This is a genomic window from Micromonospora chersina (genome assembly GCF_900091475.1).
In the GTDB taxonomy this organism is placed as follows: Bacteria; Actinomycetota; Actinomycetes; order Mycobacteriales; family Micromonosporaceae; genus Micromonospora; species Micromonospora chersina.
Genome location: NZ_FMIB01000002.1, coordinates 6,618,590 through 6,631,004 on the forward strand (window position 1 = coordinate 6,618,590; position 12,415 = coordinate 6,631,004).

The 12,415-nt window shown below is 70.7% G+C and carries 7 protein-coding genes; 5 read left to right on the top strand and 2 right to left on the bottom strand.

Annotation, left to right across the window (positions count from 1 at the left end; translation table 11 throughout):
- Positions 1 to 41 precede the first annotated feature (41 nt).
- Positions 42 to 1,526, bottom strand: coding sequence for an endo-1,4-beta-xylanase (locus GA0070603_RS30810; protein WP_091321240.1), 1,485 nt, complete (start codon positions 1,524 to 1,526; stop codon positions 42 to 44).
- A gap of 40 nt (positions 1,527 to 1,566) precedes the next feature.
- Positions 1,567 to 3,675, bottom strand: coding sequence for a family 43 glycosylhydrolase (locus GA0070603_RS30815; RefSeq protein ID WP_091321243.1), 2,109 nt, complete (start codon positions 3,673 to 3,675; stop codon positions 1,567 to 1,569).
- A gap of 379 nt (positions 3,676 to 4,054) precedes the next feature.
- Here GA0070603_RS30815 and GA0070603_RS30820 point away from each other — a divergent pair, with 379 nt between their 5' ends.
- The 5 genes from GA0070603_RS30820 to GA0070603_RS30840 all read left to right on the top strand — a co-directional run bounded on the left by GA0070603_RS30820 (position 4,055) and on the right by GA0070603_RS30840 (position 12,398).
- Positions 4,055 to 5,647 (top strand): sigma-70 family RNA polymerase sigma factor, encoded by a 1,593-nt coding sequence (locus GA0070603_RS30820; protein WP_091322472.1) that lies wholly within the window; start codon positions 4,055 to 4,057, stop codon positions 5,645 to 5,647.
- Between the two features lie 352 nt (positions 5,648 to 5,999).
- A complete protein-coding gene (locus GA0070603_RS30825; RefSeq protein ID WP_091321245.1) occupies positions 6,000 to 7,370 on the top strand; it encodes an RICIN domain-containing protein in 1,371 nt (456 codons plus the stop codon).
- Positions 7,371 to 7,420: 50 nt separating this feature from the next.
- The gene (locus GA0070603_RS30830; RefSeq protein WP_091321247.1) at positions 7,421 to 9,256 is read left to right on the top strand and encodes a family 43 glycosylhydrolase; all 1,836 of its coding nucleotides are present in this window, start codon (positions 7,421 to 7,423) and stop codon (positions 9,254 to 9,256) included.
- A gap of 311 nt (positions 9,257 to 9,567) precedes the next feature.
- Entirely contained in the window at positions 9,568 to 11,091 is a 1,524-nt protein-coding gene (locus GA0070603_RS30835) for a non-reducing end alpha-L-arabinofuranosidase family hydrolase (RefSeq protein WP_091321248.1), read from the top strand.
- Positions 11,092 to 11,411: 320 nt separating this feature from the next.
- Entirely contained in the window at positions 11,412 to 12,398 is a 987-nt protein-coding gene (locus GA0070603_RS30840) for a LacI family DNA-binding transcriptional regulator (RefSeq protein ID WP_208862976.1), read from the top strand.
- Positions 12,399 to 12,415: the final 17 nt, after the last annotated feature.

Genomic DNA, 12,415 nt, shown 5'->3' on the forward strand with positions numbered 1-12,415 from the left:
GGCGCCCGGGGCAGCGGCGTCGGCTGCGGGGAGCGCGCCCGTCACCCCACCCGGACGAGTTGCCATTGCTGGTTGGCGCCGTTCCAGTCGGTGTACTGGACGATGTTGGCGCCGTCGGTGGTGGCGGCTCCCTGTACTTCGACGGCTTTGCCGCTGTTGCGGTTGAGGAGTCGGAGGTAGCCGCCGGAGTCGGCGAGTTGGAATTGTTGGTTGGTGGCGTTGGCGTCGGTCCATTGGATGAGGGGTGCGCCGTCGGTGGTGGCGCGGTTGGAGACGTCGAGGACCTTGCCGGAGTTGCGGGACTTGAGGCGGTAGTAGCCGCCGCCGGAGTCGACGAACTGCCATTGCTGGTTGGTGCCGTTGTTGCGGGTCCACTGGGTGATGCGGGCGCCGTCGGTGGTGGAGGCGCCGTAGACGTCGAGGGCCTTGCCGCTGTTGCGGTTGAGCAGCACGTACCAGGCACTCGTGTCGACCGGCCCCGGGGGCGGTGTGGTGCCGCCCGCGTTGAGGGCGTTTAGCACGGCGGTGTAGGCCGGCTTCTTGTTGCCGCTGCCGTCGAAGAGCAGGGGGTTGTCACCGCTGCGCCAGGAGTCGCTGTCGCGGACGCCCCAGGTGGTGATGCCGGTGCAGCGGGTCACGGCCAGGCACGCCTTGGTGACGGCCGCGTACATGTTGGCCTGGTTGGAGCCCTGGCTGATGTCCAGTTCGGTGATCTGGACGTCGACGCCGAGGTCGGCGAAGCGCTGGAGGTTGGCCTGGTAGTCGCCGGGCAGCGTGGTGCCGAGGTGGGACTGGAAGCCGACGCAGTCGATGGGCACGCCGCGGGACTTGAAGTCGCGGACCATGTTGTAGACGCCCGTCGACTTCGCGTTGACCCCGTCGGTGTTGTAGTCGTTGTAGCAGAGCTTCGCGGCGGGGTCGGCGGCCCGCGCGGTGCGGAAGGCGACCTCGATCCAGTCGTTGCCGGTGCGCTGGAGGTTGGAGTCCCGGCGGGCGCCGCTGCCGCCGTCGGCGAACGCCTCGTTGACGACGTCCCAGGCGTAGATCTGGCCGCGATAGTGGGTGGCGACCTGGGTGACGTGGTTCATGGCGGCGTTGCGCAGGGCCGTGCCGGACAGGCTCTGCGCCCAGCCGGGTTGTTGGGCGTGCCAGAGCAGGGTGTGCCCGCGGACCCGCATGCTGTGGGCCTGGGCGTGGCTGACGATCTGGTCGCCGCCGGTGTAGCGGAACTGGTTCTGGGACGGTTCGGTGGCGTCCCACTTCATCTCGTTCTCGGGCGTGATCGCGTTGAACTCGCGGTCCAGGATGCCGGTGAACTGGCCGTCCGACAGCTTGAACGCCGGGACGGCGGCGCCGAAGTAGCGGCCCTTCTCGGCGGCCGAGGCACCGAGCGTGGTGCCCGCGTCGGCGGAGCCGGCGATCACCAGTGGGGCGCCGACCGCGACAAGCGCCGCCGTCAGCAGGAGCAGGATCGCCCGTAGCCCCTGCGGGAGTCGCCAGTGCGGCGGGCGGGGATGTTGCCTCATCTTTCACACCTTTCGGGTCATGGCTGGTGGCGGTGCGCGGTCAGGGGGTGGTCATGTCGAATGTGCGGACGGTGACGGCGCCACCGAGGGCCCGGGTGGCGTAGTTGAAGATCGCGTAGCGGTAGCCCATGAAGAACTGCCAGGCGTTGTTGAGGGTGAAGGCCGGGCCCAGGGCAGTGAAGGTGACGCCGTCGGTGCTGTAGGAGAACCGGGCCTGCCGGCCGGTGCCCGGGCGGATGTCCGCGGTGGCCCGCAGCCAGATCCGGCCGCCGGAGACCGCGGCGGAGGCCGCCTCGGTGCCGATTCCGGTGGTGTTCCAGTTGCCGTCCATGGTCAGGCCGTTGACGAGCGTGACCCGGGTGGCGCCGCCGTCGCGTCGGACGCCGATCCACGCCGAGGAGTCACGCAGCATCGCCAGGCCGGACCGGTCGCCGTCGGCCATGGCCGAGTAGTCCAGCTCCACCGTCGCCGTGGACGTCGGTCCCTGGATGCGGTGCGTGAGCGTGTTGCGGGCCGCGTACAGGTCGTTGGTGACGGTCGCGGTCTGCAGGCGCAGCCCGCTGCCGGTCGACCACTTCGTGTTGTCCGGGTTGTGGTTCCACTCCCACTGCGGCCCGAGGCCGCTGCCGGTGAAGGTGTCCGCCCCGGTCATCGGGCGCACGGTCTTCGACGAGGCGGGGATGTTCGGCGCGGGGTAGGTGGCGCCCCAGGCCCCGTTGACGGTCTGCACGGTGGGCCACCCGTCGGCGGTCCACGTGATGGGCGCCAGGACCGGGACCCGGCCGCCCGGGTACGCGTCCTGGAAGGCCATGTAGTACCAGTCGCCGTTCTGGGTCTGCACGAGGCCGCCCTGGTGCGGCACGCCCCCACCGGCGATCGGGCCGGGCATGTTGAGCAGCACCTGGTGCATCTCGTACGGGCCGAACGGGCTGCTGGACCGCAGGACGTACTGGCCGTTGGCGGGGCGGGTCAGGAAGATGTAGTAGTAGCCGTTGCGCTTGTAGAACCGGGAGCCCTCGAGCGTCCCGACGCTGGACGGGGTGGTGAACACCTGCTGGGCGCGGACCTGGCTCAACCCGTCGGCGGACAGCTGGGCGACGCTGATGGTGCCGTTGCCGTAGGCGACGTACATCGTGTCGTTGTCGTCGACGAGCAGCCCGGTGTCGTAGTAGCAGTTGTTGATCTGCGAGCGTTTCTGCCAGGCGCCGTCGACGGCCGTCGAGGTGTACACGTACGTGCGGTTGAACTCGACGCAGCCGATCCAGTAGTAGGTGCTGTTGCTCCTGCGGTAGTTGAAGGCCGAGGCCCAGATGCCCTTGACGTACGCGCGACCGCCGGTGAGGTTGTACGCGCTGGAGCCGAAGTCGAGGCTCGGCACCGAGTGTCCGGCGTACTCCCAGTGCACCAGGTCGTACGAGCGCAGGATCGGTGCGCCGGGGGAGTAGTGCATGGTCGAGGCCGAGTAGTAGTAGGCGTCACCGACCCGGATGATGTCGCCGTCGGCGAAGTCCTGCCACACCACGGGGTTGGCGTAGGACGTCGCGGGCGGTGTCGACGTGGTGGGTGTCGGGTCGGTCGTGTCGACCCGGACGAGTTGCCATTGCTGGTTGGCGCCGTTCCAGTCGGTGTACTGGACGATGTTGGCGCCGTCGGTGGTGGCGGCTCCCTGTACTTCGACGGCTTTGCCGCTGTTGCGGTTGAGGAGTCGGAGGTAGCCGCCGGAGTCGGCGAGTTGGAATTGTTGGTTGGTGGCGTTGGCGTCGGTCCATTGGATGAGGGGTGCGCCGTCGGTGGTGGCGCGGTTGGAGACGTCGAGGACCTTGCCGGAGTTGCGGGACTTGAGGCGGTAGTAGCCGCCGCCGGAGTCGACGAACTGCCATTGCTGGTTGGTGCCGTTGTTGCGGGTCCACTGGGTGATGCGGGCGCCGTCGGTGGTGGAGGCGCCGTAGACGTCGAGGGCCTTGCCGCTGTTGCGGTTGAGCAGCACGTACCAGGCACTCGTGTCGACAGTCGCCGCGGCCGCCTCGGTGGCGGTCACCGCGGCGGCGGCGACGCTCGCCAGCAGCGTCACGGCGGCGGCGACGGCCAACCCCGGACGTCGGCCGCGTCGGTGTCCTGCGGTCGGTGGGGCCGTGCCGTTGATGGTCATGGGCGTGTTCCCTCCGGTGGGGAGTCGCTACCGGCTGTTAGCGCTAACAACAGGCGGTCGACATGCGGTGTGGGTGGTGGTGGTCGGGGGATCCCGAGGCGTGCCGGGCGGCGCCGAATGCACGGACAACGGGGCCGTCAACGTTGCCAGAATGTTTCTCCGCATTCAAGAGCTAAGGCGTTTGTCGATGCGTTGCGTCCCGTGCGGAGATCCACCACCACGCTGTTCCGGCGGGTCGACTTGTCGCCGTCATGCCGCATAACGTTTTTCGGCCGCCAATTCTCGTCGCGCATGAGGCCGCGGATCAGCGGGGCTCGCACCCCGGCCGCCCCTTCTTGACGCGGCCGCCCGGATCGAGTTGTGTGACTGCGACGTGAAGATGCGAGCTACCGGCGCCAACGAGGCGGACCTCGTGGTCGCGGCGCAGGCGGGTGACCGGCGGGCCATGGACGAGTTGATCGCGGCCGGCCTGCCGCTGGTCTACGCCCTCGCGCACCGCGCGCTCGGCGGGCACCCGGACACCGACGACGTCGTCCAGGACACCATGCTGCGTGCCGTCCGCCGGCTCCCGGAGCTGCACGCGCCGGAGAGCTTCCGGCCCTGGTTGGCGGCGATCGCCCTGCGCCAGCTCAGCACTCTCCTGCACCGCCGGCAGGTCGCCGCCCGACGGGCCGCCCCCCTGGACGAGGCCGCCGGGCTGCCGGATGCCGGCGCCGCCTTCGAGGACCTGGCGACGCTGCGCCTGGAGCTGTCCGGGCAGCGCCGACAGCTCGTCCGGGCGAGTCGATGGCTCGACCCGGACGACCGGGCGTTGCTGTCCCTGTGGTGGCTGGAGACGGCCGGCGAACTGACCCGGACCGACGTGGCGGCGGCCCTGGCCGTCAGCGTCGCGCACGCGGCGGTGCGGGTGCAGCGGATGCGCCATCAACTCGACGTGAGCCGCGGCCTGGTCGCCGCGCTGGAGTCCGGACCGAGGTGCGCCGGGCTGGAAGCCGCGGCGGCGGGGTGGGACGGCGTCCCGAGTCCGTTGTGGCGCAAGCGGTTGGCCCGGCACACCCGGTCCTGCGGCCGCTGCGCACGCGCCGACAGTGGCATGATCGCCCCGGAACGGCTGCTGCTGGGCGTCGGCCTGCTCCCCGTTCCGGTCGGGCTCGCCGCCGTGCTGCTCGGCCGGGGCGCGCTCGGCGCGGCCGCCCCTTCCACGGCCGCCCTGTCGGGTGCGATCGGCGGCGGATCCGGCGGTGGTGTCGGCGCGGGCGCCAAGGCCGGACTGCTCGCCCAACTGCTCCAGGCGGTGGTGGCGCACCCCGTCGCCGCGACAGTGGTCGCCGGTGCGGTCGCCACCGGCGCCGCGGCCACCGTGACGGTCCTGCCCACGCACCCGCCACCCCCGGCGTCCGCGCCGGTCGCGGCACCGACCTCGCCGTCCGGGCCGCGTGCCGTCCCGTCCTCGCCGCCGGCGGCCGCGGTGCCCGAGCCGGCACCCCGGACGACTCCGGCCGCCGGACCCTCGGCCGGCCGTACCGCGTCCCTGACCGCGGGACGGCCCCTGTCGCTGGAGTCGGCAAACGGAAACGGACGGTACGTCGCCACCGTCGACGGTCTCGGCGTCCTGATGCCGGTCGGTCCGGACAGCACCGACGCGGCGCGCCGCCAGGCGACCTTCACGGTGCTCGCGGGCCTGGCCGACCCCCGCTGCTTCTCCTTCCGTGCCGGGGACGGGCGGTACCTGCGGCACTCGTCCTGGCGGCTGCGGCTCAGCCCCGCCGACGGGACCGAGCTGTTCCGTGGTGACGCCACCTTCTGCGCGCGCGACGGCGCGACCGCCTCCTCCACGGCGCTGGAAGCGTCGAACTACCCCGGCTGGTTCCTGCGGCACCGCGATGGGCAGTTGTGGGTGGACCAGGCGGACGGCACCCCCGCCTTCCGCGCCGACAGCTCATTCCGAATCCGGCCCGCCCTGGCGGGCTGACCGGCTCCGCCTGACCCCACCCAGGCGCCGGTGATAACAGTTTTCGGCATTACGGTTCCGGTCCTGGTGAGTGACACACCCGAACAATTTACATAGACGCAATTCATTGAGGATGGCGTCTGTTATCGCTAACATGCGTGCTGCGGGACTGAGCGGGACGCTGGGAGCCGGGCGATGCGGCGCCCGCTCAGCCCGGGGGCGGCCCGGCTCGGCCTGCCCGCTGCAGCCGCGAGCCCCCGCACCTGCCTGCCCGCAGGTCACCTCGACGTGCTGACGCCACCACCGGCACCGGCACACACACGCGGCGCGCGTCCACCCTGCCGGCGCGTGACCCGCAGCGAAGGAGTGGTTCATGAATGTCAACGGTCCGGCCCGTTCCACCGCTCCACACGGGCATCGCCGGCGGTCGCCACTGGCCGCGGCAACGGCGGCGCTCGTCGCGGCCGGCGCACTCGTCACGGTGAACGCGGCGCCCGCCTCGGCGGCGACGGTGGACACAAACGCCTCGTACGTCCTGGTCAACCGCAACAGCGGCAAGGCGCTGGACGTGTACGGCGCGTCGACGGCCGACGGCGCGCGGGTCACCCAGTGGACCCGCAACAACGGCGCCAACCAGCAGTGGCAGTTCGTGGACTCCGGTGGCGGCTACTACCGACTGAGGTCCCGCGGGTCCGGCAAGGTCCTGGACGTCTCGGGCGGCTCCACCGCCGACGGCGCACCCGTCGTGCAGTGGAGCGACCACAACGGCGCCAACCAGCAGTTCCGGTTGGCCGACTCGTCCGGCGGCTACGTACGCCTCATCAACCGCAACAGCGGCAAGGCCGTCGAGGTCCAGAACGCCGCGACCACCGACGGCGCCAACGTCGTGCAGTACACGGACTGGAGCGGCGCCAACCAACAGTGGGAACTGGTCATGCTGACCGGCGGCGGCACCGGTGGGGGCTGTGGCAGGCCCCCGGGTCTGTCCAACGGCAGCCACACGATCCTGAGCGGCGGCAAGAGCCGGAGCTACATCCTGCGCCTCCCCGGCAACTACGACAGCAACCGCCAGTACCGGTTGATCTTCGCGTTCCACTGGCGCGGTGGCACGGCCAACGAGGTCGACTCGGGGGGCACGAGCGGCGCCGCCTGGTCCTACTACGGCCAGCTGGAGCAGTCGAACAACAGCGCCATCCTCGTCGCCCCGCAGGGCCTCGGCAACGGCTGGGCCAACTCCGGCGGCGAGGACGTCACCTTCGTCGATGACATGATCAGGCAGATCGAGGGTGCCCTCTGCGTCAACACCGGGCAGCTCTTCGCCCTCGGATTCAGCTGGGGCGGCGGCATGAGCTACGCGCTGGCGTGCGCCCGGGCGAACGTCTTCCGGGCCGTCGCGGTCTTCAGCGGCGCGCAGATCAGCGGGTGCAGCGGCGGCACCCAGCCCGTCGCGTACTTCGGGCTGCACGGCATCGGCGACACGGTGCTCAACATCGCGCAGGGCCGGGCGCTCCGTGACACCTTCGTCCGGAACAACGGCTGCACGCCGCAGAGCCCACCGGAGCCCTCGGCCGGCAGTCGCACCCACGTCACCACCGCCTACTCCGGCTGCCGTGCCGGCTACCCCGTGCAGTGGGCCGCGTTCGACAACGGCCACATGCCGGGCCCGGTGGACGGGACCTACGCCGAAAGCGGCGTCACGACGTGGACCAAGGGCGAGGTGTGGAGATTCTTCGCCCAGTTCTGACGCCCTGCCGCCCCACATCAGACAGCAACCCGCAGCCACTGGAGGCAGACATGAGGGTGTTCCCTCCACTTCCCGGGAGAGCCCGCATCCGGCGGGTCGTCGCCTGGGTCGCGGCGGTGCTCTGCGCCGCCGCTCTCGTCCCCGGCGTGGCCAGGGCGGACAACCCCATCGTCCAGCACATCTACACCGCCGACCCGGCTCCGCTCGTGCACAACGGCCGGGTGTACCTCTACACGGGCCACGACGAGGACGGCTCGACCTGGTTCACCATGAAGGAGTGGCGGGTCTGGTCGTCGGCCGACATGGTGAACTGGACCGACCACGGTTCCCCGCTCAACCTCGCCAGCTTCAGCTGGGCCAGCGCCGACGCCTGGGCCGGCCAGGTCGTCGCCCGCAACGGCAGGTTCTACTGGTACGTACCCATGACCGTCCGGGCGACCGGCGCGAAGGGCATCGGGGTGGCGGTGGCCGACAGCCCGACCGGTCCCTTCCGGGACGCCATCGGCCGGCCGCTGGTCTCCAACGGTGAGATCGACCCGACCGTCTTCGTCGACAGCGACGGACAGGCCTACCTGTACTGGGGCAACCCCAACCTCTGGTACGTGAAGCTGAACGCCGACATGATCTCCTACTCGGGCAGTCCGACGAAGATCCCGCTCACCACCGCCGGATTCGGCACCCGCACCGGCGACGCGAACCGACCGACGCTGTTCGAGGAAGGCCCCTGGGTCTACAAGCGGAACGGCCTCTACTACAACGTCTTCGCGGCGAAGTGCTGCTCGGAGTTCATCGCCTACTCGACGGCGCCCGGCCCCACCGGACCGTGGACCTACCGCGGGACGGTCATGCCGACCCAGGGCAGCAGCTTCACCAACCACCCCGGCATCGTCGACTTCAACGGCGGGTCGTACTTCTTCTACCACAACGGCGCGTTGCCGGGCGGCGGCGGCTTCACGCGGTCGGTCGCCGTCGAGAAGTTCTCCTACAACGCCGACGGCTCGATCCCGACCATCTCCATGACCAGCGCCGGGGCGCCCCAGATCGCTGCCCTCAACCCGTACAACCGGCAGGAGGCCGAGACGATCGCCTGGGAGTCGGGTATCGAGACCGAGGTCGCCAGCGAGGGCGGGATGGACGTCGGCTGGATCGAGAACGGCGACTACATCAAGGTCAAGGGTGTCGACTTCGGTGCGGGGGCGAACTCGTTCACCGCGCGGGTGGCCTCGGCGACCAGCGGCGGCACCATCGAACTGCGCCTCGACGGCACCACCGGCCCGGTGGTGGGACGGTGCGCCGTCCCGGGCACGGGCGGCTGGCAGACGTGGGCGAACACCTCCTGCGCCGTGACCGGCGCCGCCGGCACCCACGACCTCTACCTGCGGTTCACCGGCGGCAGCGGCAACCTCTTCAACGTCAACTGGTGGCAGTTCGGCGGGAGCGGCGGGGGCAACCTCATCGCCAACGGTGACGCGGAGAGCGGCACGTCGGGCTGGGGGGTCATGGGTGCCGGAACCCTGTCGTCGAACGCCGCGGTCGCCCACGGCGGCGCGGCGTCGTTGTCGGTCAGCGGGCGTACGGCGTCGTGGAACGGTCCCAGTCAGGACGTGACCTCGAAGCTCACCAACGGCCGGAGCTACACCACCACCCTCTGGGTGCGGAGCCAGAGCGGGACGCCGACCGTGAAGGCGACCCTGGCCCTGACGGCCAACGGCACGACGAACTACGTCTCCCTGACGCCGGGAACCGCGGTGAACCCCGACGGCTGGACGAGGCTCACCGGCACGGCGACGGTGTCCTGGAGCGGAACGCTCTCCGGAGCCACCTTCTACGTGGAGACGGCGTCGGGCACCGACGGCTTCTCCGTCGACGACCTCTCGCTGCAGTAGCGCGCACCGTGCGGAGAGCATCGATGTTAGCGACAACATCGACGCCAACCGGCTGCACCACCGGCTGCCACATGGCGTGCTGTTTCCAGAAAGTTGCGGGTTGACTATCGGAATGTTATCGCTCACAGTCGATGGACAGGGACGGCGACGCCAGGGGCTTACCGGGCAGGCCCGCTTCGTCCGACCTCGGATCAGGCGCGGGCCGGCACACGCGGGCCAGCTGTCAGCGCTGACAACCCAGCCTGTACGTCCGCGCCGCGGTGCGCCCATCGTCGGCGGACCGTTCGGCTCTTGGTCACAGAAGGAGGATCATGTCTGCCTTTGGTACGGCTCCCTCGGTCGCGCCGCCGTCACGGCGGCGTGGATGGCTGCCGCGGCTGGTCGCCGCCGGCGTGGCAGCGGTGGTGGTCGGCGGCGCCGCCGCGGTGGCGGTCTCGACGCCCGCCGCCGCGGCGACGGTCGACACGAGCGCGTGGTACGTGCTGGTCAACCGCAACAGCGGCAAGGCCCTGGACGTGTACAACCTGGCCACGAATGACGGCGCCCGGATCGTGCAGTGGACGCGGAACAACGGCAACCAGCAGCAGTGGCAGTTCGTCGACTCGGGCGGCGGCTACTACCGGCTGCGGTCGCGGCTGTCCGGCAAGGTGCTCGACGTCTACAACTGGTCGACCGCCAACGGCGCCAACATCGTGCAGTGGACCGACGGCAACCAGGCCAACCAGCAGTTCCGGCTCGCCGACTCCGACAGCGGCTACGTCCGGTTGATCAACCGGAACAGCAACAAGGTGGTGGAGGTGCAGGGCGCCTCGACCGCCGACGGCGGCAGCATCGTGCAGTACGACGACTGGAACGGCGCCAACCAGCAGTGGCAGCTCGTCCGCGTCGACGGCGGGAGCAACCCCACCACGCCGCCGCCGGGCGGCTCGTGCACCCTCCCGTCGACGTACCGCTGGTCGTCGACGGGCTCGCTGGCGAACCCGAGGTCGGGGTGGGTCTCGCTCAAGGACTTCACAAACGTCGTGCACAACGGCCGGCACCTGGTCTACGCCACGACGCACGACACCGGGTCGTCGTGGGGCTCGATGAACTTCAGCCCGTTCACGAACTGGTCCGACATGGCCTCGGCCAGCCAGAACGCGATGCCGTTCTCCGCTGTCGCGCCCACGCTCTTCTACTTCGCCCCGAAGAACATCTGGGTGCTCGCCTACCAGTGGGGCGGGACCGCCTTCTCCTACCGGACGTCGAGCGACCCCACCAACGTGAACGGGTGGTCGTCGCAGCAGACGCTCTTCACCGGCAGCATCTCCGGCTCCGGCACGGGACCGATCGACCAGACGCTCATCGGTGACAGCCAGAACATGTACCTGTTCTTCGCCGGGGACAACGGCAAGATCTACCGGGCCAGCATGCCGATCGGGAACTTCCCGGGCAACTTCGGTTCGAGCTACACCACGATCATGAGCGACTCGACGAACAACCTGTTCGAAGGCGTCCAGGTCTACAAGATCCAGGGCCAGAACCAGTACCTCATGCTCGTCGAGGCGATCGGCTCGCAGGGGCGCTACTTCCGCTCGTTCACGGCCACCAGCCTGGGCGGTTCGTGGACGCCGCAGGCCGCCACCGAGAGCAATCCCTTCGCCGGCAAGGCGAACAGCGGCGCCACCTGGACCAACGACATCAGCCACGGCGACCTGGTGCGCAGCAACCCCGATCAGACCATGACCGTCGATCCCTGCAACCTGCAGTTGCTCTACCAGGGTCGGGCCACCAACTCCGGCGGGGACTACGGCCTCCTGCCGTACCGGCCGGGTGTGCTGACGTTGCAGCGCTAGTGGCGTGACGCGGGTCCGACCCGGATCGGCCCTCGGAAGGCTCGCGGGCGGGACCGGGTGGAACCGGAGCGGGCGGGCTCGGTGCGAGGCCGAGCCCGCCCGCTCGCGCCTGAGGCACATCGACCACCGGGGCGGGCCGTGCCTCGGCGGGCGGGACGCGGTCTGGGCGTACACTGGCGCTGGTCCTGTGCCGGGCTGCCCTGAGGGTTCAGCCGGGGTGGGTGCAGGGCCGCGGATGGCGCGTCCCGCGGCTCCGGCGTCGACCGCCGGGCGTGGTCGAGGGCTTGGCGGGGAGGGTGGGTGCCGTGCGGGGTCCCGCGATGACGGATGTGGCCCGCCTTGCCGGGGTCTCCCATCAGACCGTGTCGCGGGTGCTCAACGGGCACCCGAACGTCCGGGAGCAGACCCGGCTGCGGGTGCAGGCGGCGATCGCCGAGTTGGGCTACCGGCCCAACCGGGCCGCTCGCGCGCTGGTGACGGGCCGGTCGCAGGTCATCGGCGTGGTCGCGCAGAACACCACCCTGTACGGCCCGGCCTCGCTGCTGGCGGCACTGGAGCAGACCGCCGCCGAGGAGGGCTTCGCGGTCAGCGTGGGCAGTGTCCGGGACCTGGACCAGGTCTCCATCTCCGACGCGGTCGAGCGGCACCTGGCGCACCGGGTCGCGGGGATCGTCGTCATCGCGCCCGTCGAGTCGGCCGGTGAGGCGCTGGAGCACCTGCCGAAGGACGTCCCCCTGGTGACCGTCGACGGCGACCCCCGGCGCCCGGTGCCGCTGGTGACTGTCGACCAGGTGGCGGGCGCGCGGGAGGCCACACGGCACCTGCTGGAGGCCGGTCACCGCACGGTGTGGCACGTGTCGGGGCCCGCCGACTGGTTCGACAGCGCCGGGCGGATCGAGGGCTGGCGGGAGGCGTTGGAGGCGGCGGGCGCCGAGGTGCCGCCGCTCGTGCCGGCGGACTGGTCGGCGGCGTCAGGCTACCGGTGCGGGCAGATGCTGGCGCGGATGCCCGAGGTGACGGCGGTCTTCACGGCCAACGACCACCTGGCACTGGGCGTGTTGCGGGCCCTGCACGAGTTCGGCCGCCGGGTGCCGGACGAGATCAGTGTGGTGGGCTTCGACGACGTGCCGGAGGCGGCGTACTTCATTCCGCCGCTGACCACCGTCCGGCCGGACTTCGCCGCCGTGGCCCGGGCCAGCCTGGACCTGCTGCTCGCGCAGTTCGAGACCGATGCGGTCGGCGAGCTGCGGCAGACCATCGCACCGACACTGATCACCCGGCAGAGCGTCGCCGCCCCACCCCGGTGACCGCCGGCCGGGCTGGT